At 71.1% G+C, this 22,292-nt stretch carries 20 protein-coding genes; 5 read left to right on the forward strand and 15 right to left on the reverse strand.

The window, feature by feature from the left end:
* Positions 1–189: 189 nt before the first annotated feature.
* The 3 genes from OG700_RS17045 to OG700_RS17055 form a co-directional block, all read right to left on the reverse strand.
* On the reverse strand, positions 190–1,248 hold the full coding sequence (locus OG700_RS17045) for an aspartate-semialdehyde dehydrogenase (protein WP_405614412.1): 1,059 nt from the start codon (positions 1,246–1,248) through the stop codon (positions 190–192).
* Complete coding sequence (locus OG700_RS17050; protein WP_405621768.1) at positions 1,245–2,516, reverse strand: aspartate kinase; 1,272 nt, start codon at positions 2,514–2,516, stop codon at positions 1,245–1,247. Before OG700_RS17050 ends, OG700_RS17045 begins: the two co-directional genes overlap by 4 nt.
* Positions 2,517–2,759: 243 nt before the next feature.
* Positions 2,760–3,377, reverse strand: a complete 618-nt coding sequence (locus OG700_RS17055; protein ID WP_405614414.1) for a dihydrofolate reductase family protein — start codon at positions 3,375–3,377, stop codon at positions 2,760–2,762.
* Positions 3,378–3,649: 272 nt separating this feature from the next.
* Here OG700_RS17055 and OG700_RS17060 point away from each other — a divergent pair, with 272 nt between their 5' ends.
* Entirely contained in the window at positions 3,650–4,921 is a 1,272-nt protein-coding gene (locus tag OG700_RS17060) for a M20 family metallopeptidase (RefSeq protein WP_405614416.1), read from the forward strand.
* A 93-nt stretch (positions 4,922–5,014) separates the two neighbouring features.
* On the opposite strand, the gene OG700_RS17065 is transcribed toward OG700_RS17060, so the two are convergent.
* Positions 5,015–5,605: a Uma2 family endonuclease gene (locus OG700_RS17065; protein ID WP_405614418.1), complete on the reverse strand. Its 591-nt coding sequence runs from the start codon at positions 5,603–5,605 to the stop codon at positions 5,015–5,017.
* Between the two features lie 51 nt (positions 5,606–5,656).
* Positions 5,657–6,748, reverse strand: a complete 1,092-nt coding sequence (locus OG700_RS17070; RefSeq protein WP_405614420.1) for a hypothetical protein — start codon at positions 6,746–6,748, stop codon at positions 5,657–5,659.
* Positions 6,749–7,038: 290 nt separating this feature from the next.
* Here OG700_RS17070 and OG700_RS17075 point away from each other — a divergent pair, with 290 nt between their 5' ends.
* Positions 7,039–7,524 carry a hypothetical protein gene (locus tag OG700_RS17075; RefSeq protein ID WP_405614422.1) on the forward strand — a complete coding sequence of 162 codons (486 nt, stop codon included), beginning with the start codon at positions 7,039–7,041 and terminating at the stop codon, positions 7,522–7,524.
* Positions 7,525–7,639: 115 nt separating this feature from the next.
* Here OG700_RS17075 and OG700_RS17080 read toward each other — a convergent pair whose 3' ends face one another.
* The 6 genes from OG700_RS17080 to OG700_RS17105 form a co-directional block, all read right to left on the reverse strand.
* Positions 7,640–7,762, reverse strand: coding sequence for a hypothetical protein (locus tag OG700_RS17080; RefSeq protein WP_405614424.1), 123 nt, complete (start codon positions 7,760–7,762; stop codon positions 7,640–7,642).
* 218 nt (positions 7,763–7,980) lie between these two features.
* Positions 7,981–8,460 carry a nuclear transport factor 2 family protein gene (locus OG700_RS17085; RefSeq protein WP_405614426.1) on the reverse strand — a complete coding sequence of 160 codons (480 nt, stop codon included), beginning with the start codon at positions 8,458–8,460 and terminating at the stop codon, positions 7,981–7,983.
* Positions 8,461–8,859: 399 nt separating this feature from the next.
* The gene (locus tag OG700_RS17090; protein WP_405614428.1) at positions 8,860–9,210 is read right to left on the reverse strand and encodes a 3-keto-5-aminohexanoate cleavage protein; all 351 of its coding nucleotides are present in this window, start codon (positions 9,208–9,210) and stop codon (positions 8,860–8,862) included.
* Between the two features lie 127 nt (positions 9,211–9,337).
* On the reverse strand, positions 9,338–10,003 hold the full coding sequence (locus tag OG700_RS17095; RefSeq protein ID WP_405614430.1) for a DUF5063 domain-containing protein: 666 nt from the start codon (positions 10,001–10,003) through the stop codon (positions 9,338–9,340).
* Complete coding sequence (recR, locus tag OG700_RS17100; RefSeq protein ID WP_364777554.1) at positions 9,996–10,595, reverse strand: recombination mediator RecR; 600 nt, start codon at positions 10,593–10,595, stop codon at positions 9,996–9,998. Before recR ends, OG700_RS17095 begins: the two co-directional genes overlap by 8 nt.
* A 114-nt stretch (positions 10,596–10,709) precedes the next feature.
* A complete protein-coding gene (locus OG700_RS17105) occupies positions 10,710–11,045 on the reverse strand; it encodes a YbaB/EbfC family nucleoid-associated protein (protein WP_079128466.1) in 336 nt (111 codons plus the stop codon).
* Between the two features lie 318 nt (positions 11,046–11,363).
* On the opposite strand from OG700_RS17105, the gene OG700_RS17110 reads away from it, so the two are divergent.
* Together OG700_RS17110 and OG700_RS17115 are read left to right on the forward strand one after the other, a co-directional pair.
* Positions 11,364–12,134: an SLATT domain-containing protein gene (locus tag OG700_RS17110; RefSeq protein ID WP_405614432.1), complete on the forward strand. Its 771-nt coding sequence runs from the start codon at positions 11,364–11,366 to the stop codon at positions 12,132–12,134.
* Between the two features lie 58 nt (positions 12,135–12,192).
* Positions 12,193–12,384, forward strand: a complete 192-nt coding sequence (locus tag OG700_RS17115) for a helix-turn-helix transcriptional regulator (protein ID WP_405614434.1) — start codon at positions 12,193–12,195, stop codon at positions 12,382–12,384.
* 111 nt (positions 12,385–12,495) lie between these two features.
* Here OG700_RS17115 and OG700_RS17120 read toward each other — a convergent pair whose 3' ends face one another.
* From OG700_RS17120 to OG700_RS17135, 4 genes are all read right to left on the reverse strand, one after another.
* A complete protein-coding gene (locus tag OG700_RS17120; RefSeq protein WP_405614436.1) occupies positions 12,496–13,146 on the reverse strand; it encodes a hypothetical protein in 651 nt (216 codons plus the stop codon).
* A gap of 149 nt (positions 13,147–13,295) precedes the next feature.
* The gene (locus OG700_RS17125) at positions 13,296–15,926 is read right to left on the reverse strand and encodes a dolichyl-phosphate beta-glucosyltransferase (protein ID WP_405614438.1); all 2,631 of its coding nucleotides are present in this window, start codon (positions 15,924–15,926) and stop codon (positions 13,296–13,298) included.
* Between the two features lie 11 nt (positions 15,927–15,937).
* Positions 15,938–16,630, reverse strand: coding sequence for a GntR family transcriptional regulator (locus tag OG700_RS17130; protein ID WP_405614440.1), 693 nt, complete (start codon positions 16,628–16,630; stop codon positions 15,938–15,940).
* 117 nt (positions 16,631–16,747) lie between these two features.
* Entirely contained in the window at positions 16,748–18,247 is a 1,500-nt protein-coding gene (locus tag OG700_RS17135) for a hypothetical protein (protein WP_405614441.1), read from the reverse strand.
* A 234-nt stretch (positions 18,248–18,481) separates the two neighbouring features.
* Here OG700_RS17135 and OG700_RS17140 point away from each other — a divergent pair, with 234 nt between their 5' ends.
* A complete protein-coding gene (locus OG700_RS17140) occupies positions 18,482–22,270 on the forward strand; it encodes a hypothetical protein (protein ID WP_405614443.1) in 3,789 nt (1,262 codons plus the stop codon).
* The last annotated feature ends 22 nt before the right edge of the window (positions 22,271–22,292 follow it).

The raw sequence follows: 22,292 nt of genomic DNA on the forward strand, positions 1-22,292 counted from the left end.
GTTCAAGTGGCACAGGTCGGCGATTTACTCACAGGACGTTCACAGATTCTACAAAGGGTCCGGCGGTCAACTCGGCCCGGGCTCCCCATTGTCGGTGTGGCTCACCGCACTGCCGATGTGGCTCATCACACAGCAGGTGCAGCCCATCACGTTCCGGCGACCTCGTCTACGTACCGGTGAACTCCCCGTCTACGTACCGGTGAATTCCCCGGCCACGGCCTCCGCGATCTGCGCGCTGTTGAGCGCCGCGCCCTTACGGAGGTTGTCACCGCACACGAACAGCTCCAGCGCCCGCTCGTCGTCCAGCGAACGCCGCACCCGCCCCACCCACGTCGGGTCGGTCCCCACCACGTCCGCCGGCGTCGGGAAGTCCCCCGCCGCCGGGTTGTCGAACAGCACCACACCCGGCGACGTGGCCAGGATCTCGTGCGCCCGGCCGACCGTGACCTCGCCCTCGAAGCGGGCGTGCACGGCGAGCGAGTGCGTGGTGATCACGGGCACGTGCACACATGTCACCGCGATCCTCAGATCGGGCAGGTCGAGGATCTTCCGGGTCTCCTCGCGGATCGCCATCTCCTCGGACGACCAGCCGTCCGCCATGAGCGAGCCCGCCCACGGCACGACGTTGAGCGCCAGCGGCCCGCCGAACGGCCCCGTGATGTCGCCCACCGCGCGCCGTACGTCTCCGGGGTTCGTCCCCAGCTCCGTACCGGCCACGACCGACAGCTGCCGGCGCAGCGCCGCGACGCCGTCCTGTCCGGCGGCGCTGACCGCCTGGTACGAGGACACCACCAGCTCCCGCACGCCGAACTCGGCGTGCAGCGAACCGACCGCCACGATCATCGACAGCGTGGCGCAGCCCGGACTCGCGACGATGCCGCGCGGGCGGAGCCGTACGGCATGCGGGTTCAGCTCCGGCACCACGAGCGGTACGTCGGGATCCATCCGGAACGCGGCGGACGCGTCCACCACGACTGCGCCCTGGGAGACCGCGATGGGTGCCCACTGGGCGGACACGGCGTCCGGTACGAGAAACAGCGCGACGTCCGCACCGGCGAGCGCGCCCTCACTGAGCGCCACGACCTCGGTCTCCTCGCCCCGTACGGTCAGCTTGCGGCCGGCCGCGCGGGGTGAGGCGAGAAGGCGGATCTCGCCCCAGACGTCGGCGTGCTGCGACAGGATCTGGAGCATGACGGCGCCGACGCCCCCGGTCGCGCCCACGACCGCGAGCGTCGGCCGCCCGTTCATCGTCCGGTGCCTCCGTAGACCACGGCCTCGTCGGACTCGGTGTCGAGCCCGAACGCCGTGTGCACGGCGCGTACGGCCTCGTTCACGTCGTCGGCACGCGTCACGACCGAGATACGGATCTCGGATGTCGAGATCAGCTCGATGTTCACATTCGCCTCGGACAGCGCCTCGAAGAAACCGGCCGTGACGCCCGGGTTCGTCTTCATACCGGCGCCGACCAGCGAGATCTTGCCGATCTGGTCGTCGTAGCGCAGCGAGTCGAAGCCGATGGTGCCCTTCGCCTTCTCCAGGGCGTCGATGGCCTTACGGCCCTCGGTCTTGGGGAGGGTGAAGGAGATGTCGGTCAGCCCGGTGGACGCGGCGGACACGTTCTGCACCACCATGTCGATGTTGACCTCCGCGTTCGCGATGGCCCGGAAAATCCCCGCGGCCTCACCCGGCTTGTCGGGGACGCCGACGACGGTGATCTTGGCCTCGGAGACGTCGTGGGCGACTCCGGAGATGATGGCGTGCTCCACCTGCTGGTCCCCTTGCGGCTGGTTGCTGACCCAGGTGCCGCGCAGTCCGGAGAAGGACGAGCGGACATGGATCGGGATGTTGTATCGGCGTGCGTACTCGACACAGCGGTGCAGCAGCACCTTGGAACCGGACGCGGCCAGCTCCAGCATGTCCTCGATGGAGATCCAGTCGATCTTCCGGGCCTTCGGGACGACCCGGGGGTCGGCGGTGAAGACGCCGTCCACGTCGGTGTAGATCTCACAGACCTCGGCGTCCAGCGCGGCGGCGAGGGCGACGGCCGTGGTGTCGGAACCGCCCCGGCCCAGCGTGGTGATGTCCTTCTTGTCCTGCGACACACCCTGGAACCCGGCGACGATGGCGATGTTGCCCTCGTCCAGCGCCGTACGGATACGGCCGGGCGTGACATCGATGATGCGCGCCTTGTTGTGGACCGAGTCGGTGATGACGCCGGCCTGGCTGCCGGTGAAGGACTGGGCCTCGTGGCCCAGGCTTTTGATCGCCATGGCCAGCAGCGCCATGGAGATCCGCTCCCCCGAGGTCAACAGCATGTCCAGTTCCCGACCCGCGGGGATCGGGGACACCTGCTCGGCGAGGTCGGTCAGCTCGTCCGTCGTGTCGCCCATCGCGGATACCACGACGACCACCTGGTGGCCGTTCTTCTTGGCATCGACGATTCGCTTGGCGACACGCTTGATGCCCTCGGCATCGGCAACGGAGGAGCCTCCGTACTTCTGCACGACAAGGCCCACGTGCGCTCCTCGATCAGTCATGCCGCAGCCATTCATCACTGCGGTCGGCTCAGTCTAACGAGCAGCCGCATTCCGCTTCGGACATATCGCATCGTGAGATGTCCCGCTCACGCCTTGATCACCGCGGAAGCGGTGCGGCTGCCCGGTGGACATCCATGCCCGGTATGACGCGGACCACGCTGAACGTGGGCGGAACGTGGGCCGGGTCACACGGACGGCGGGCTTTCCCTGCGGCTCATCCGCCTACGAGCCGTGGGTGGGCCGCCCCGCCAGGTCGTACGTATGGATCGCGACGCCCGCACCCGTGACTTCGGCCTCGCTGTGCCGGAACGCGGTGGGTACGGCGCCTTCGGCGAAGAGGCGGCCGCCCTTGCCGAGGACGACGGGAAAGACGAGCAGATGGAGCGTGTCGATCAGATCGTGCGCCATGAGCGACCGCGCGAGCTGCCCGCTGCCGTGCACCTGAAGCTCCCCCTCGGTGCGCTCCTTCAGCGCGGTGACCTCCTTGACGAGATCGAGATCACCGTCGATGACGGTGGTGCCGGCCCACAGCGGCTCGTCGGCCGCACCGAGAGTGGTGGAAACGACGTACTTGGGAAGGGAGTTGAACCTGGAGGCGGTCCGGTCGTCGGGGTCGGTCACCTTGGGCCAGAATCCGGCGAAGATGTCGTACGTACGGCGTCCGAGGAGAAAGGCCCCGGTCCGGTCGAAGACCCCGGCCATGAACCGTCCGAAGTCCTCGTCCCCGTACGGGAAACTCCACCCGTCGAGGTCGAACCCGCCGCTGGTGTCGTCCGGGCCGCCGGGGGCCTGCATAACGCCGTCGAGGCTGACGAATGTGGTCAACGAGAGATTCGACATGGTAACTACCCGCTTTCTGCTGCTTCTTGAATTCCTGATCCCGATTCCTGATCCCGCTCCTGATTCCGGGGATCATCGACAGGTAGGACGACGGGCGCGCCGCAAACTCATCGGCCGGGCCGGTGGGGCTACCTCCAGCACGTGGGGGGTGGCCCGCCGGATGGGCAACGGCGTCCGTGTACGGCGATCGTGTCCCCGGAGACCACACGAAGGATCACGAAGGATCACGAAGGATCACGAAGGATCACGAAGGGGCACCAGTGAATCGTCAGGTGAAGCACGCTCTCCCACGCCGCACACTGCTGGCCGGCGCGGCGGGAGCCGGCGCGGGAATCGTGTGGGGAAGCTCAGGACCGGCCGCCGCCGACGACGAGGACGGCGGGAGACGCCCTGTCGGACAAGGATCGGTGGACGCCGAGGTGGCGCGTCTGGAACGCGGCCTGATCGAACTGCGCCGGGACATCCATCTGCACCCCGAGGCGCCGGGGCAGGAAGAACGCACCGCCGGTGTGGTGGCCCGGGAGCTGCGGGCGGCCGGACTGACCGTCACCACCGGGGTGGGCGGCCACGGCGTGGTCGGTGTCCTGCGGGGAGCGCGTCCGGGCCGGACCGTCGCGTACCGGGCGGACATGGACGCGGTTCCGCCCGAGGACATCATCGGCGGCGGCCCGGCGACGGCCCACCTGTGCGGGCACGACGTCCACACCGCCGTGGGCATCGGCGTCGCACAGGTCCTGGCGCGGCTGCGGCAGCGGCTGAGCGGAACGGTCGTATTCCTCTTCCAGCCCGCCGAGGAGACCCTGTCCGGGGCCCGCGCGATGATCGACGCGGGCGTGCTGGAGGACAACGACGTCCAGGAGATCCACGCGCTGCACTGCGGGCCGTTCCCGGTGGGCCGGTTCGCCGTGACCCCGGGCTTCGGACTGCCGGGCCAGGACAGGGCCGAGGTGACGCTATCCGGGCCGGACGCGCCCGACGCCGCGCGGCGACTGGCCGCCGAACTCGGCGCGCTCGCGACGGTGACACCCCCGGAGACACCCGCGGAAATGGAGCGCCTGATCACCGACGTCCAGACACCCAACGGGCCGCTGGCCCGATTCGTGAACCTCAGCGCCTGGGCGGACGAGGCCAAGGTGGGTGTGTCCTACCGCTGCTGGCCCGAAGAGCGGTACGTGGAGGTACGCGAGGGCATCCGCCGACTCGCCATGATCCACTCCGGGACCGGTGTGAGCTTCCCCGCCGAACCGTTCCCGGCCATGGTCTGCCCGGAACGCGACGCTCTCGTCCTCGCCCGCCACCTGCGCGGCGCCCTCGGCCGGAACACGGCCATCCGGCTCCACGCCGCCTTCCCCTACAACGGCGAGGACTTCGCCCTCTACCTGGACCGCGTCCCCGGCACGTTCACCTTCCTGGGCATCCGCACTCCCGGCTCACCGATCACCGCCGGCTTCCCGCACTTCCCCGACTTCACCCCGGACGAACGAGCGATCGGCCTCGGCACACGCGCGATGGCGGGCTGGCTCGCGAAACGCACCGACGCGTAGGGCCTGTCCGGGCTCCGACCTGGCTGACAGTGATACGGCGGGCCATGTCGGCGCGCTTGTCCACGCAAGGAAGCACCAGGTCACAGTCCTGTGTCACTCCGCGTAGTCCTTGAGCTTCTCGGTCTCCAGCGTGATGCCGACCGGGTCGGGAAGCTCGACCACGGCGCCGAAGGGACGAGTCGTGACGGAGCGGTACTCGCCCTTCTCCGGCTCGGCGTGCACGGTGAGGGAGGGGGCGTCGCGGTCGACGAGGAGGTAGACGGAGATGTCCGCTGCCGCGTAGCCGTCACGCTTGTCGATGCGGTCCCGCCTGTTGGTGTCGGTGTCGGTGTCGGTGTCGTGGGAGGTGACTTCGACAGCCATCAGGACCTCGGTGGGCTCGGCCCACTCGCCCTGCCCGACGAAGTTCTCCCTCGGCGCGAGTGAGCCGTCGGGCCGGGCACGGCCCTTGCGGTAGGAGTCGACCTTCAGCCCCCGCTCCGGGTAAAGACGCAGATCCGGCCGCTGATGCATGCACTGTTCAAGCAGCCACATCACAATTTCGCCGTGGCTACCGTCCGGCACGGGCTTGACCTGGACCTTTCCGTTCATGAATTCCAGCCGCACCATCTCTGGCGCATGTCGGGCAAGCTCCTCGAACTCGTCGACGGACATCTGCGGCCGGACGCTGGTCCTGGGGGCCATGGCGTCGCCTCCTCCCCTCCATGGGTGCCCCCACCGAGATCTCTTGCACGCTCATTCGGCCCTCCTCGGCAGGGGCCGGACGAACTCGCCGTGGATCGGGCGGGGGATCGGGCGGGACTTCAGGCCGGCCGCCGCGCGGAGTTCGTCGGCGCGGCGCGCCACCTCCCGCCGCGCGGGGACCGCGCGGAAGGTATCGGGGACCGCGTCGATGACGCGCCCCTTCTCCTCCGCCGCGTCGTACGCCTCCATCTCCTCCCGGCAGTCGACGCACACGCCTCTGATCAGCGTCACCACCGTTTCCGGCTCCTCGCAGCCGATGCAGAGCATCACGGCTCGGGTGATGTGGGCGGGCTCCTGGTACGGCTCGGGCGGCATCTTGCTCTCCAGTCGTTTGCGGGCGATCGCGCCGGGGCTGTGCAGCGGGTGCGGCAGCCCGGTGGTCAGCGAACGGGTCAGGTGGTCCGGCGTCGCGCCCCGCGCGAGCCACTGCGCGGCGAGGGCTTCGAGCGCGGCGCACTCGGCGGCGGACAGGGTCATACGGGGCTCGGTACGCCCCAGCCGGGCGAGGGTGCGGTACGCGAGGGAGGGCGCGGGCTGGGGCTCACGTACAGGCCGGCGCACGGGTTCACTCACGGGCTTGGGTACGGGCTTGGGTACGGGCTCGGGTACGGGCTCGGGTACGGGTACAGGTACGGGCTCGGGCTCGGGTACGGGCTCCGCCGCCCTGCGCAGCTCCGTGAGGTCGACGCCGCGCAGGCTCTCCACGTACGCCTTCCACCACGCCTCGTCCCTCGACGTACGTGAGAAGTACGTGCGCGTCACCCACCGCAGACTGTTGTCCGCGACGGCCAGGTGCTCCTTCACCAGCCTCAAGTGACCGGCCTCGGAAAGGAACTTGAGCGACTTGGCACACGCCTGCTGCCCGTAGTCGGCGACATTGGCGGCGAGGGCCTTGTACCCGATCGCGGAGCCCTCGCTCAGACGATCGATGTACGCGGCGATCGCCGCTTCCCTCGTGCGCAGATGTGCGAAATCGGTGCCGGTACGGGGTAGTTGGTCGGGCGCGGAGCGCTTTCCGTAGCCGGGCTTGGCCAGGGGGTGTGCGGGGGCGCGCAGGGGGGCACTAAGCTCTGTGGCATCCACGATCGACGTTCTTTCGATTCGTTGGTCAGGCCCCGGAGTTGGTGTTGCTGCACCTACCGGGGCCGCTTAATGCCATGAACGGTAAACCGTCAACACACTCTGACGCAAGCCGATCACAGAAAGTCATCTCGACTGGTCAGCGGGGGGCTTGGTAGGGGGGTTGGTTCCTCCCTCTCCCACCCACTCATCAAAAAGGGGCTCGAAGCCCGGGGCTCAAGCCCCGGGGACGGCCCTGACGCCGCACCAGGCGGGCTCACCTACTTCAGGGCATCCCGGCTACCGTGATGCGCATGCCTTCGATCGAGTTCCGGGTGGTCCCCTTCGCTGGTGAGTGGCCAGGCGGAGGCAAGGCCTTGTCCGTGCTTGAGTTCCTGGTGGACGGGGTTCCGTTCCTGGAACTGGTTCGCCGGGCCGAGCTGCCGTACGCACTCGCGGAACAGGATGAGCGCGCCGAGGAGTTCGCACCGGATCCGGCACCGCTGCTCGCCGGTGACTACAACTATCCGACCATCCTGTCCTTCGAACATCTCCTCGGAGGAAACCCGGACCACACCCCGCATGGCGCCGACGAGCACGCGCACATGTTGTTGGTGTGCACGTGCGGAATCGACGACTGCTGGGCGCTGACGGCGAAGATCACGGCCGAGGAATCCACCGTGACATGGTCGGACTTCGAGAACTCCCAACGGGACTGGAATTACGACACCATCGGCGTCCTGACCTTCTCCCGTTCGCAATATGAGGAGTCGCTCCGCGCGGCATTCGCCGCCGGCTGATCCCGAGGGACAGGGAAGCAGCGCGCCTCAACTCGTGGTTCCTCGACCAGCAACCGGACGAGCCTGTGCGAGAGAGCGGACAGTTCGTGGGCCTGGCGGGTCGCGGCTCCGACAGCTACGACCTGGGCATCACGCACGATGTCGGCCACCGGTAGAGATCGGTCAGCGGGGCTCGGGAATCGGTCTTGGTGAGGCGATGGGCGTGCTGCCCGATCCACTCGGTCACCGTCTCGGACATGTCCAGACCTCCAGTTCAGAGCAGTCGGTTCCGGGAGGCGTCCCGGTCGCGGCCGGCGACGCGCAAATAGCCGGACATGAAGCAGAGTCGAGGTCAAGCTGACGTGAACAGCGGTGTGCGACCAAGCCGGCGACCGCCGTACCCGCAACAGGGATGTGTGCGCATCCCGCCGGGGGCCTTCGGGCCATCCGTATGGCAGGCGCTCAGACAATGGTGTGTCACACAGCCGACCTCGGCTGGATCTCAGGGGGGAGCACGGGCGGCTCACCCGTAGTCCATATCACCCGGACGGACAGGCGACTGATGCGCCAGCCCTCGCGCGTGCGCCGCAGGTCGGCCTCGTAGTAGCCGCCCACCGTGAAGAGAGGGTTGGCGCCCTTGTCGCGCTGCTGAAGGGTGGCATCGTGGTGAACGTGTGTCATCAGCGCATTCCAGGACGCTTTGGCACTTCCGGAGACGGCTTCGATGTCAACCAGGACATCGGAAGCGATGTGCTGTGTGCGGGCGTACCTCTCCAGTGCCTCGTTGGTGTCCTCCATTGCTTCGATGCCGTCGGACACGCCGATAGGGGTCACCGTTCGCACGTCGTCGGTGAAATAGCTGCGAGCCCAGTCACCCTCGAACTTCCGCTCATCCAGGACTCGAAAGAAGCGGCTGATGAGCATGCTGATCTCGATGTGATCCGTCTGCGTGGTCATGGTCAAACCTTCCGCCCTCAACCGCACTTGAGGTCAAGACCGGAGCGCTTCTGCCTCAGCGGAGTCCGTCGTCACCGTGGCGCCTTCGCGGAATGACAGCTCCTGCGTCATGAGCGGCAATCGGCACCCTGACCTGTGCTTTGAACGTGAGAAGCAGCTTCTGGGAGGGTTCCGAACTTGTTCCGCCAGGAGGTCGGGCGCGATCCAAAGGGGCGACAGGCAGCCAAACGAGGGCATCGAGCAGGGGCTCGCCGTCAGCGTCCAGTGAGGCATACCCCCAGCTGTCGCGCCCTCCTCTGGCCCCCCGGAACGCCAGGAGGCCACCTTCCCAAGGCCCCTGCTGCGGGGCCGGATCGCCCTTCGTCTGCTGACATCACCGACGGGCGTGCGCCCGTGTTGTCATGCTGAATGGCATCCGAGCACCGGCAACGGCCAGGGGGCTTCCTCGGTGACGGGTCGCGGGCATTGCGGCGGAGGCCGGCCGCGATGTTCCTTGGTCCGGCGGCACGGTCCAGGCGCGGACCAGTGCGGCCCGCCGCTCGGGGGCAGGTGTCGTCCAGGCGCCGGTCGTGACGCCGACCTGGATCCCGGGGACGGCGGCGCGCACCGCCGTGCGCGCGGCCGCGACGTGGTGCGCGGCCAGCGTGTGTCCGTACCGTCGCGGTCCTTGGGGTGGAGGTGGATATCCTGCGCGCCGGCGGCGACGGCGGCCCGTGCGGCGTCGGCGAGTTCGGCCGGGGAAACCGGCAAGTGGGGGTGGCCGGCGCGGGTACTGGCGCCGTTCGGACAGACCTGAAGGAGGCGGGCGGCGGCATGGGGCCACGCTGATCGCCCCGCGTGCGCCGGAGGGCAGGCCGGATCACTCGCGGCGGAACCGCTACGCCGGGTCCGCGACCTTCCGCAAGCCCAGTGAGCCCAGCTCCTCCGCCATCACCTTGCCCGCCTCCTCCGCCAGCACGTCCTCGCCGAGGTCCTGGTCCGTGTCCAGGCCGTCCAGGGCCGGGAGGGGCTGGTCGAGGCGGACGTGGGCCACCAGGGACTGGAGGGCGCGGAGAGCGGCCGAGGCCGTGGAGCCCCAGTTGGAGAAGTACGAGAACTGCCACCACCACAGCGCCTCGGTCGTCCGGCCCGCGCGGTAGTGCGCCATGCCGTGGCGGAGGTCGGCGACGATGTCGGCCAGGTCGTCGGAGATCCGGCACGGGACCGGCGCCTTACGGGGCTCGTACGGGTCGAAGACCTCGGAGTACACGTCGATCGGCTCAAGGATCACCGCGAAGCGCTCGCGCAGGTCGTCGACGTCCGGCTCCGGACCCAGGTCGGGCTCGTACCGCTCGTCGGGGAGGATGTCCTCGTGGGCGCCCAGCCGGCCGCCGGCCAGGAGCAGTTGGGAGACCTCCAGGAGCAGGAAGGGCACGGCGCTGTCGGGCTCGTCGCCTTTCGCGACCTCCGTGACCGCGACGATGAAGCTCTCGACCTGATCGGCGATCTGGACCGCGAAGTCGTCCGGGTCCTGCGTGGTGGAGTGCAGCGTTGCGTCAGACATCGAGAAGTCGTCTCCCCTCGAAGGCACGCCCCAGCGTGACCTCATCGGCGTATTCCAGGTCGCCCCCCACGGGCAGACCGCTGGCAAGGCGTGTGACTCTCAGACCCATCGGTTTGATCATGCGTGCGAGGTACGTGGCCGTGGCCTCGCCCTCCAGGTTGGGATCGGTCGCCAGGATCAGTTCGGTGACCGTACCGTCGGCGAGACGGGCCAGCAGCTCACGGATCCGCAGGTCGTCCGGGCCCACGCCCTCGATGGGGCTGATCGCGCCGCCGAGCACGTGATACTTGCCGCGGAATTCGCGGGTGCGCTCGATGGCCACGACATCCTTGGGCTCCTCGACGACGCAGATGACCGTCAGATCGCGGCGGGCGTCGCGGCAGATGCCGCAGCGCTCTTCCTGCGCCACGTTGCCGCACACCGCGCAGAAGCGGACCTTGTCCTTCACTTCGAGCAGGGTGTGCGCGAGGCGGCGGACGTCGGTCGGTTCGGCCTGGAGGATGTGGAAGGCGATCCGCTGCGCGCTCTTGGGACCGACGCCGGGCAGCCTGCCCAGTTCGTCGATGAGGTCCTGGACCACGCCTTCGTACAACGGATCGCCTTTCCTGGTAATGGTGCTGGTGTGGGTGCTGGTGTTGGTGCTGTGAGGTGCGGATTCGGTTTGCTCGTGCGGTAGTTCTCGTACGGTAGTTGCCGCGGGGCTTCCCTAGAAGGGCAGGCCCGGCATCCCGCCGAGGCCCTGGGCGAGCGGGCCGAGCTTCTCCTGCTGGAGCTGCTGCGCGTTCTCGTTCGCCGCCTGGACGGCGGCGATGACGAGATCGGCAAGCGTCTCCGTATCGTCGGGATCGACCGCCTTGGGGTCGATGACGAGGCCACGCAGCTCCCCGGAGCCGTTGACGGTCGCCTTCACGAGACCGCCGCCCGACTGGCCGTCGACCTCGGTCGCGGCCAGTTCCTCCTGGGCCGCTGCGAGATCCTGCTGCATCTTCTGGGCCTGCTGGAGGATCTCCTGCATGTTGGGCTGGCCACCACCGGGAATCACGGTCACTCCTGGCATATCGACGTCGGTTGATCGGCAGGTCGAGCCTACGTGGTCACCACGCGGGCCGCCCTACCCCACAGGAACGAACTCTTTCGGGTGAGAGTGCCCGGCTCCTCTACCTGATCACGGCCCCCGCGCGGGGGAAGCGCCCGGATTTCGGGCACGGAGCCCACCATTCGGCGGTAGGAAGTGCGGTACGCGTTCGCTTCCACGTCGCCATTTCGACTCCCTTCACATCTCGATCCACATCTCGGTCCACATCTCGATCCACGTCTCCATCTTCCGCTCAGTCACGCAGATACGCAGAGGAGTGCCCCGGTGAGCCAGCCGGACATGCAACCCGGAAGGCCGGCCCGCGACGAGGGCGTGCCGCGGGGTGCGCCGGGGGCCGTGCCGTGGGGTGCGTACGGGGACCCGCTCGCCGGGGCGTTCCCCGCCGGGGACTGGAGCGAGCCCGCGCAGCGGCTCGACGAGCTGTACCGGTGGGCGGAGGCGGGTGCGCTGCGTACGGTCGCCCGCTACCGGGCGGCGCGCGTACGCAAGCGCCGCTGCGCGCGGGCCCTGCGGGCCGCGACCGCCCTCGGCGTGATCGCGGGCGCCGCGCTGCCGCTGCTGGACCTGACGGATGTGCTGGGCGGCGGGGCGACCGGCTGGGGGTACCTCGCGCTGCTGCTGGCCGCCGCCTGCCTGGGCTGCGACCGGTATTTCGGGCTGACGTCCGGCTGGATGCGGAACGTCGCGACGGCGCAGGCGGTGCAGCGTCGGTTGCAGGCGCTCCAGTACGACTGGGCGTCGGAGTGCGTACGGGAAGTGCTGGGCCCGGCGGACGGCACGGCGAGCGAGGCGGCGGAGCGGTGCCTGGGGGTGCTGCGGCGGTTCTCGGAGGACGTCACGGAGCTGGTGCGGGCGGAGACGGTGGACTGGATGGTGGAGCACCGGGCGGGGGCCGCGCCGCTGGTGCCGCAGTCGCCGGGGCTGGGGGGTACGGCGCGGGCGGAGGGCGGTGGCGGGATGCCACCGGGCCGCTTCCCGCTGCCGCCGGGCACACGCCCGAACATGCCGCGGCAGCGACCGCCGGATGTGCGGTAGGGGTGGCGGGGGTGGGGCGGGGTGGAGTGGGGTCCGGTCCGGCCGCGGGCGGCTGGGGGTGGACGCCGTCCCCGGCCGGCCCCAGGAGCCGCGCGGCGATCCGCTGACCGTGCTGCGGCAGTTGGCGCGCGGTCGGCGCAACCGGCACATCGCCGAGGTGCCGCACATCAGCGAGTTCACGGTGAAGTTCCATGTCACGAACATCCTGGACAGGCTGGGGGTCGGTTCGCGCGGCGCGGGCGCCGCCTGACGCGCGTCCGGGAGGGGGCGTCCGGGAGGGGCGTCCGAGCGGGCGGTGGGCGTGGGCAGTCGCCACCCGCGCCGCCCGCCCCCTTCGGACGTCATCGGACGTCATCAAACGTCAGCTGAAGATGATCATCGAGCCTTGGCCCAGGCTCCGTGTCGCCGCCGCGTGCAGGCCCAGCCAGACGTGGCGTTCGCGGGCGAACGGGCTGTCGTCGTACGGGATCGGGCCCGCCGGTTCCTCCAGGGAGGTCGGCCCCTGGGGCGGGGCCGGGGCGGCCGGGGGGTTGGCCGGGTCGATGCCGATCGACGGGGCGACCAGTTCCAGCTCGCGCAGCAGTCCCTGCGTCGAGCCCAGCGGGCCGCCGCCCGCGAGGAGTTCGTCGTTGGAGAGCGGGGACGCGTAGTCCACGGGGACGTACGCGCCCGCGTGGTCGTAGTGCCAGACCAGATGCGACTGCTGGGCCGTCGTCTCGAACATCTCCAGCAACTGCTCGTAGTCACCGCCCAATTCGCCCACCGGCGTGACCGCCAGGCCGCACATCTGGAGCAGATACGCCCGGCGCAGGAAGTGCAGCGCGTCGTAGTCGAAGCCGGCGACGGGTGCGACGTCGCCGGAGAGGCCGGGCATGTAGGCGAAGACGGGAACGGACGGCAGCCCGGCGTCGCCGAGTGCCTTGTCGTAGACGGCGATCTCTTCGGCGAAGGGGTTGTCGGGGCTGTAGCACAGCACGTCGACGAGGGGGACCAACCACAGGTCACAGGCCAAGGGAGGCTCGCTCTCCAACGAGTTCGAACGGGTTCCGTCGGGTTGCGTCAGGTTCGTACACGTACGTACGAACCCGACCGTCGGGTCAGCGTAATGCGGCGAACGCGATCAGCGAAGACAGCCGGCACGACCAGCACCGCTGCTCGCCGTCAACGCGCTCTCGGCATGTCCCATACCCACGCACCCCCCATCCGCTCCCCCGGCCGCCCCAGCAGTTCCGTCATCACCTCGTACAGCGCCTCGTCGTTGTCCTGCGGAGCGAGCACCACCACACCCGCCTTCCAGAACGCCAGGTCCAGTTTGGCCTGCGCGCGCCAGCTCGTGCCGATGTCCGGGATCCGGCCGCCGTAGCGGACGTCGCGCAGCAGGTTCGACGTGTAGCGCGGCGCGGCGCCGTAGATGCCCATCCGCTCCTCGCCCCACGGCCCGTTGAAGTAGCCGCCGGGCACCGAGAAGCCGAAGCCCGTCGCCGACTGCCAGTGCAGCGCGTCCGCGTCGGCCGGGCTCGGCAGCGGTACGGGTACGACGCTCTCGCCCTCGGCGACGAAGTCCCGGTACATGCCTTCCGTGATGAAGCGCGGCACCTCGGCCCGTTCCCGTACCGGCTGCGGCGTCGGCACGATCGGCAGCAGCGCGGCGACGACCACGACCAGCCCCACCACCCGGTGCGTACGCGGTTCGAGGTCCGCGATCCGGGCCACGGCGAGCGCGATCAGGACGCCGAGCGCCGGGGCGCAGATCATCGCCACCCGGGACTCGATCACCGACTCGAAGAGCGGCTGGTGCGCCAGCGCTCGCCACGGCCCCGGCAGCACCACGTCGGTGAACGGGATTCGGATCTGCTGCCCCAGCGACAGCAGCGCGGCCAGGAGCACGGTGCCCGTCAGGGCCTTCACGAGCGGTGAACGCCCCAGCCACACCACGAGTCCGAAGGTGAGCGCGGTCAGCGGCCAGCCGTAGAAGGCGTTCTGCTCGGTGCGGTTCATCGCGAGCGGGTCGGCGCGCGTCTCGTCGCCGAGCAGCGCGCGGCCCGAGAACTCCAGGAAGGCGAGCGGGCTGTTGCCGGCGTTGTCGCCGTGCAGGACGCTGTGGTAGCTCTGCGGGCCGAAGAACTGCCAGTACAGCGGGAACGCCACCAGCGGCAGACACACCGCCAGCGCGACGCCGAGCCCGCGCAGCAGCGGTCGCAGGGCGACGCGTGCGACGTCGGGGCGCGCGAGCGCGTACGACAGGGCGAAGATCAGCGTGCCCATCGCGGCGAGCAGCAACGGTTCTTCACCGAGGAAGATCTGGTACGCCGCGAAGAGGCCGAGCAGGACACCGTCCCGTACGAGCCGCCGGCCCCCGGCCCCCGGCGCGCGGAGTCGCAGCGCCCGGTCGATGATCACCGGAATCATGAACAGCACAAGGAAGTTGGGGTGCGCGGTGCCGTGCGACATCATCGGCGGCGCGAACGCGGCGAGCGCCGCGCCGAGCGCCGCCGCCGGGCGGAGGCGGGTGACCCACCGTACGAACAGCCAGTACCAGGCGACGGCCGTCGCCGTCAGACCGAGGGTGAGGACCAGCGCCCAGGTCACGGTCGGGCCGAAGAGCAGCGTGACGGGCGTCAGGGGGACGGACAGGCCGAGCATCACCGTGTTCGCCATCAGGTTCACGCCGTCGGGATAGCCCTGATACGTGGTGAACAGCGGGTTGCGCAGGTGCGCGACGTTGTCGGCGGTGACGGCGAAGAACCACTCCCACTGGTTCTGGTCCTGCATCGAGTCGGCGAGGTACGCGCGGTCGAGATCCGCCCACAGCCCCTGGTAGAGCAGGACGGACGCGAGGAGGAAGAGACCGGCGACGGCGAGGTCCACCGGGCGGGTGCGGGTGCGCAGCCGCAGAAGTTCCAGCAGGACACGGCCGTAGTCCGCCGGGCGGACCTTCGACCCGGACTGGTGCGACCAGCGCACCGGCACCTCGGCGACGGGCCAGCCGGCGCGGCGGAAGTGGCGCAGGATCTCGACGTCTATGCCCCAGCCGTCGAGGCGGGACGCGGCGAAGGCGGCACGCGCCTTGTCGCCGTCGAAGAGCTTGAAGCCGCACTGGGTGTCGCGGATGCCGCGGACGGCGACGAGGCGGATGAGGCGGTTGCCGAGCCGGCCGAGCCGTTCGCGCAGGGGGCGCTGGTGTATGTCGATGCGGGAGTCGGGGAGGGCGCGGGAGCCGATCACGGCGGCGGGGGCGGGGGCGTCGTCGTACATGTCGTCGTACGTGTCGTCGTGGCCCTCGTACGTGTCGCCGTCGTACGTGGCGCCCTCACCCTCGTACGTGTCGCAGTCGCCGTCGCAGTCGCAGTCGCCGTCGCCGTACGTCAACAGCTCGTCCAGCGCGTCCAGTTCCTCTATCGGCGTCGCCAGATCCGCGTCCGTGACCAGGACGCGCCTGCCGTACGACGCCAGGACGCCCAGCCGCAGCGCGTGCCCCTTGCCGCGGTTCCCGGCGCTCGTCAGGATGTGGATGCGGGGCTCCGCCGCCGCGGCCTCCGCCGCGACCGCGGCCGTGCCGTCCGTCGAGCCGTCGTCCACGACGATCAGCTCCCAGTCGCCCCAGCGCTCCGGGTCGGCGCGCAGATGGGCGCGGATCGCTTCGAGGGTGGGGCGCAGCCGGTGTTCCTCGTTGTACGCGGGGACGACGACGGTCAGGTCCGCCGCTGCGCCGGCCCCGCGAGGTATGGCGGGTTCCGGGCCGGGTTCGCAGCCGGGATCCGTGCCAGGTTCCGTGCCGGTGTTCTCACTCATCGTGTACCCGCTCACCTTCGCGGACGTCCCAGCTCCGGATCCAGCCGGTCGGCCCACGCCAGCGAGTGCGCGTCGGAGGCGTCGATGACCGTGCGCGCGGCGTCCGTGTCGCCGAGCGTGATCGCGTCGACCAGTTGCTCGTGCCCGCTCCACAGCCAGTCGCGGCAGGCGCCGTCGGCGCGCAGGAACGGCACGGAGAACACCCAGGCCTGGACGCGCATCCGGTGCAGAAAGTCGCAGATGTACTGGTTCGCCGCGATCGCGGCCAGCTCCCGCCAGAACCGCAGGTCGTACCCGATCAGGATGTCCAGGTCCCCGCCCTTGGCCGCCCGCGCGGCCTCCTCGGCGCGGCGCCGTACCGACACCAGCGTCTCGGAATGCACCCGCCCGAGACCGCTCACCGCGACGCGGCGGAAGATCCCGTCGGCGATCAGCGAGCGCGCCTCGACCATGGCGCGGAAGTCGGAGACGGTGAACTGGTGGACGTGGAAGCCCCGGTGCTGGTCGGAGTCGAGCAGCCCCTGCGCGGCCAGGTCGACCAGCGCCTCTCTGACGGGCGTCGCCGATACGCCGTACTGCTCGGCGATGTGCTTGACGGTGAACTCCTCACCCGGGAGCAAACGCCCTGCCAGCACCTCGTCACGCAGTGCGTCCGCGATCTGCTGCCGCAGGGTGTTGCGGGTCACAGCTCCGCTGGCGGGCATTGGTTTTCGTCCCCTCGTCCGGCTTCGCACACCTTAAGCCAGGGGCCGGGAGGGGACTTCGCGGCTGATGCGCGGCCGGTGGGCGGCCGGTGGGCGGCCGGTGGGCGGGTTGAGGAGTCAGCAGGCGCCCGGCCGCGCGTACACCGTGATCTGCGCGCCGGTGACCCGCCGCGTACCGCACACCTCGTACGCCTCACGCAGCGCCGCGCGCTTCGCCTCCTCCTGGTCGGTGTCGTCCAGCGGCTGCCCCGCGACGTCGTGCACCGCGACGATCCGCCGGAAGTCCGGCACCCGTTCGCGGATCTCCGCCGCCGGCAGTTCGGTGCCGTACAGCGTGTGCGAGGCGCGCGGGGAACGGTGCAGGGCCAGATCGGTCAGGCCGCGGAAGTCCGCCGGCCGTACGAGGGTCCAGACCCGGCGCCGCGAGGGCATGAACATCAGCCCGTCGCCCGGCCGAGCCGTCTCCCGGACGGCCTCGGCGATCGCGACGGCGTCGTTCTTACGGCTCTCCGGACCGCGCAGCTGAACCCCGGCCGGCACCAGGGCGACGAGCGCCGCCGCCGACGCGAGGACGGTGGTCGCGTACGGGACGAGCCGGTGGCGCGGGAGGCGGGTGAGCCGGTCGAGGGCGGCGGCGGCGAGGAGGGCGAGGCCGACCGCGTAGAAGAGGACGTAACGGTCGACGTAGAGATGCCGCAGCGGCGCGAGCGCGATGAGCAGGGCGGAGGGGAGGACGAGGAGGGGAAGCGCGAGGACGGGGAGACGGATGGGAGTGCGGGTGCGGGTGGGGGTGCGGGTGGGGGTTCGTCGGCTGGCCGACGCGATGTACGCGCACGCCACCCCCGCCGCCGACAGGATCGCGAACAGCAGCAGTTCGGGCGGTTTCGGCGGGCCGATCCAGTCGATCTGGGCGGACTGGGTCAGGCTGAACAACCCCAGCGGCGCCAGCCCGGCCACCACCGCGCACGCCGCGAGCAGCCACGCCCGCTTCGCCCCGGCGGGGACGGCGGAACGGGCCACGGTCACCGCGTGGGCCAACAGCGCCAGCACCGCGAACTCGTGCAGGAGCGAGGCCGCCAGCAGCAGCGCCGCGTAGCCGGCCCACAGCCGCCGGCGCCCCGGCCGGTCCACCGCGCGCAGCAGAATCCACGTCGCCCAGGTGACGAGCGCGCACACCAGCGCGTACGAGCGGCCCTCCTGCGCGTACCGCTGCACCACCGGCAGCAGCGGGAACACCAGCCCCGCCAGCAGCCCGACGCGTCTCCCGGCCAGCCGCGCCCCGAGCGCGCCGACGCCCGCCGCCGCCGCTGCCGTCGCGAGGACGGAGGGCAGGCGCAGGGCGACGAGTCCCGGGCCGCCCTCCGGGGACAGCTGATCCCACAGCGCGAAGAGGCCGTGCATCAGGAGGTAGTAGAGGCCGTGGACGGCGTCGACGGTGCCCAGCGTCTGCCAGATCTCGGACACGTCGCGCCGCGCGATCTCCAGCGTGACCGCCTCGTCGGCCCACAGCGTGCCCCCGCGCCGGATGCCCCACAGGCCGAGCACGAGGGCGAGGGCGGCGGGCGCGAGCAGATGCGCGTACCGGGTCAGCCGCGGGGACGACGGCCCGTCCGGCACCCGGGCGGCGGGGACCTGGGCGGCGGGCGCGCGGGAGTGGACGGCTGCGGGGATGGCGGGCTCCGTTCGACCGGCGCCGGTTCTCGTCCTGCGCCGCCTCTGACCTGGTACGGCTCCGACTCCACCCGCCGGCGGATTGATGGGCAGCCCCCTCCCGCCGCGCCTATCAATTACGCTCCGACCGGGGACGGACAACGGACACGCGGGAATGGAAACGCGCGAACGGGGGTGCACATGGGCCGTCACGAGAAGGCGCTCGATCCGACGGCCGGGCCCGTCCAGCGATTCGCCCACGACCTGCGCGAACTGCGCCGCTCGTCGGGCACCCCCACCTACCGGGCGATGGCGCGGCGGGCGGACTACTCGGCGCCGACCCTGTCCGCCGCGGCGGCCGGTGAACGGCTGCCGTCCCTGCCCGTCGCCCTCGCCTACGCGACCGCGTGCGGCGGGGACCGCGAGGAGTGGGAGAAACGCTGGCGCGCGGCAATGGCCGACGTACCCGCCGCCACCGACCACATGGCCGGTGGCGGCGACACCGTCGCCCCGTACCCCGGACTGGCGCGTTTCGGCCCCGACGACCGCGAGCACTTCTTCGGCCGCGACGAACTGCGCGCGGATCTCGTCGCGCTGGCCGGCCGCCGCCGCTTCGCGGCCGTCGTCGGCGCGTCCGGCAGCGGAAAGTCGTCGCTGCTGCGGGCGGGCCTCATCCCCGTCCTGCGTGAGTCGACCGGCCCGTCCCGCCCGGCGGCGATCCGCGTCCTGACGCCCGGCGAGCATCCGGCGAAGACCCACGCGCAGCTGCTGCGGCCGGACGGGGAGCCCGGTGACACCGTCGTCGTGGTCGACCAGTTCGAGGAGACCTTCACCCTCTGCCGCGACCCGGCCGAACGCGCCGAGTTCATCCAACTGCTGCTGCGCGCCCGCGCGCCCGGCTCGCGCCTGCGCGTGATCGTCGCCGTACGCGCGGACTTCTACGGGCGGTGCGCCGAGCACCACGCCCTCGCGGACGCGCTCAAGGACGCCACCCTGCTCGTCGGCCCCATGTCACCCGCCCAGTTGCGGGAGGCCGTCGTGGGACCTGCGACGGCCGAACGGCTCATCGTGGAGCGGTCGTTGACCGCCCGTATCGTGGCGGATGTCGCCGACGAGCCCGGCGGGCTCCCCCTCATGTCGCACGCCCTGCTGGAGACGTGGCGCCGACGCAGCGGCCGTACGCTCACCGAGGCGGCGTACGAGGCGATCGGCGGCGTGCGGGGCGCGATCGCGCATACGGCCGAGGCGGTCTTCGCCGACTTCGGCCCGGCGCAGGCGCGGGCGGCCAGGACGCTGCTGCTGCGGCTGGTCTCCCCCGGTGACGGCACCCCGGACACCCGCCGCCCGGCGGACCGGAGCGAACTCGACACCGTCCCCGGTACGGGGGACACCGCGGACGTGCTCGAACGGCTCGTCGGCGCCCGGCTCCTGACCGTCGACGTCACCACCGTGAACCTCGCCCACGAGGCCCTGATCACCGGCTGGCCCAGGCTCGGCGGCTGGATCGAGGAGGACCGCGACCGGCTGCGCCTGCACCGCGCGCTCACGGCGGCGGCGCGCACCTGGGTGGAGCTGGGGCGGGACGCGGGCGCGCTGTACCGGGGCGCCCAACTCGCCTCGGCGCGCGAGGCGTTCGACGGCGGCGCGGCGCTCACCGGCGAACTCACCGCCACCGAGAGCGACTTCCTGTGCGCCTCGACCGAGGCGCACGAGCGCGTACGACGTGCCGCCGTCCGCACCACCCGTCGGCTGCGCGTCCTCACCGTCGCCCTCTCCGTACTGCTCTGCCTCGCCGCCGTCGCCGGTCTGACCGCCTGGCAGCAGAGCCGTGTCAACTCCCGCCAGGCCACGGCCGCCGAGGCGCGGCGGATCGCGACCGTCGCCGACACGCTGCGCGTCACCGACCCGCGCACCGCCCTGCGCCTCAGCGTCGCCGCCTGGCGGATCGCCGACCTCCCGGAGACCCGCGCGGCGCTCTTCGAGGCCGCCGCGCAGCGCGACGTGGACACCGTAGCCGCGCCGCCCGTGGTCGCGTTCGAGCAGGACGCGAACGACACCTGGCGCCACCTCGGCGACGACGGCCGGACGCTGATGATGACGCGCCCGGACCGGGTGGAGCGCCGGGATCTGCTGACGCACCGTCAACTCCCTTCGTACCGGGGGCTGGGCGCGCTGGCCACCAAGATGCTGGACATCAGCGACGACGGCCGCCGGATCGCGGTCCGCACGTCACGGGGCGTGCGGATCTGGGATGTCGCGGCCGGCCGGCTCACGGCTGAACGGCCGTTCGGCGGGGCCGCGTTCAAGGCCGACTTCACGCCCGGCGGCCGGACCCTCGTCGTCCACCGCAGACCCCCGCACCGTGCCGCCGTCCAGCTCTGGGACCCGGCCGAGCACCGCGTACTGCTCAGCGTCCCGCAGCCGCCGAACGAGGAGCCGTACACCCAGGTCAGCCCGGACAACAGGCTGTTGGCGCTCTGTACGCCCGCCCAACGGCTCCAGGTGTGGGACGTCCGTACGCAGCGCAGGCTGCCCACCCCGTGGGCGGACGGCATCGGTCCGGAGCTGTGCGGCGACCAGACCTTCCGCTTCACGCCGGACAGCCGGTCCGTCGCGGCGGCCGGGAAGTCGGGTCCGCGCATCTGGGACGCGCGCTCCGGCGAGCGGCGCCCCCACAAATCCGCGGACGGGTCCGGGCCCGCGATCGGATCGGCGTCGGACATCGCGTTCAGCGCGGACGGCATGTACGCGGCTACCGCCGCAGACGGAGCCATACAGGTGTGGCGGACCGACGACCTGTCCGCGCCCGTCCTGCGGCACCCGGCGCGGGACGTGAGCGCGTCCGCCCTGCGGCTGGACATCGAGGGCGGGGTCCTGCGCTACGAGGCGGGGTCGGACCCGGCGGCCGTCGTACGGACGCTCTCACTGGCGGGCGCCATTCCGCGCCCCGTACGCCAACAGCCTTACTCCGAGGCGCAGTTCAGCCCGGACGGTGACACGCTCGCCGTCACGGCGGGCGGACGTGTCCAGATCCGGGACGGTGCGAGCGGACGGCTCAGGGCCACGCTGCCCGAGCCGGCCTGCGAAGTGACCGACTGTCCTTCGGCGCTGATGGTGTTCGGCGCGGACGGCCGCACCTTCGCCTACCGGGCCGGGGCCGGCACGGAGTCCGCCACCGCCGTCGTGCGGAGCCTGGGGAGCGACGGGGCCACCGCCCGCCTCGGTGAGAAGGTCGACGGCATCGGCCTCACGCCGGACGGCCGGTACGCCGTCATCAGCCGTACCGTCCCCTCGCCGGGGTCCGACCTGTTTCGTACCGTGCTGGAACGCTGGTCGACCGGCACCGACCCCGTGACGAAACAGCGGCCCGCCCACCCGGATACCGACGTCGGCAACGTCCTGGCCGTCGGCCCGAAGGGTCATGTCCTCACCGGGAAGAACGAGTTGATCGACCCCACGAACCGCACCACGACCCGCCCCGCGCCCCGCCGCCCCACCCGCGTCCTGGCGGGCGAGGGCATCATCGAGAAGGCCGTCTTCAGCCAGGACGGGGGGTTCCTCGCCGTGAGCGACATCGACAGCCGCGTCACCCTGTGGGACGGCGAGGGGCAGCGGCGTCTCGCGGTGCTCGCCGGGGGTTCGGCAACCATCGGCGGCGGCCCGAGCACCGGGCCGGCGCTCGCCTTCTCCGCCGACGGGAGCGAGGTCGCGGTCGGCGGCTCCGACGGCACGCTGCGGTTCTGGGACACGGCCGCGCCGACCAGCGCGGGCGCGCCGCTGCCGACTGTGGACGGCCCCGTACTCGCCCTGGCCTTCGCCGACGACGGCACCACGCTGCGCGTCACGACCCCGCGTGCGACGACGCGCGCCTTCACCCTCACGCCGTCGCGCATCGCGGACGCGGTGTGCGAGCGGGCGGACGGCGGGCTGTCCAGGGACGCCTGGCGGACCCACCTTCCGTCACTGGACCACCGCGAGACGTGCCGATGACGGGGCCGGACAGCCGCCGGGC

This window comes from Streptomyces sp. NBC_01508, from assembly GCF_045040315.1.
Taxonomy (GTDB): domain Bacteria; phylum Actinomycetota; class Actinomycetes; order Streptomycetales; family Streptomycetaceae; genus Streptomyces.

Excerpts from the sequence above, each read along its gene's own strand:
- OG700_RS17045 (WP_405614412.1), bottom strand. The coding sequence starts at position 1,248 with ATGAACGGGCGGCCGACGCTCGCGGTCGTGGGCGCGACCGGGGGCGTC.
- OG700_RS17055 (WP_405614414.1), bottom strand. The coding sequence starts at position 3,377 with ATGTCGAATCTCTCGTTGACCACATTCGTCAGCCTCGACGGCGTTATG.
- OG700_RS17065 (WP_405614418.1), bottom strand. The coding sequence starts at position 5,605 with ATGGCCCCCAGGACCAGCGTCCGGCCGCAGATGTCCGTCGACGAGTTC.
- OG700_RS17075 (WP_405614422.1), top strand. The coding sequence starts at position 7,039 with ATGCCTTCGATCGAGTTCCGGGTGGTCCCCTTCGCTGGTGAGTGGCCA.
- OG700_RS17080 (WP_405614424.1), bottom strand. The coding sequence starts at position 7,762 with ATGTCCGAGACGGTGACCGAGTGGATCGGGCAGCACGCCCATCGCCTC.
- OG700_RS17085 (WP_405614426.1), bottom strand. The coding sequence starts at position 8,460 with ATGACCACGCAGACGGATCACATCGAGATCAGCATGCTCATCAGCCGC.
- OG700_RS17095 (WP_405614430.1), bottom strand. The coding sequence starts at position 10,003 with ATGTCTGACGCAACGCTGCACTCCACCACGCAGGACCCGGACGACTTC.
- OG700_RS17125 (WP_405614438.1), bottom strand. The coding sequence starts at position 15,926 with ATGAGTGAGAACACCGGCACGGAACCTGGCACGGATCCCGGCTGCGAA.
- OG700_RS17130 (WP_405614440.1), bottom strand. The coding sequence starts at position 16,630 with ATGCCCGCCAGCGGAGCTGTGACCCGCAACACCCTGCGGCAGCAGATC.
- OG700_RS17140 (WP_405614443.1), top strand. The coding sequence starts at position 18,482 with ATGGGCCGTCACGAGAAGGCGCTCGATCCGACGGCCGGGCCCGTCCAG.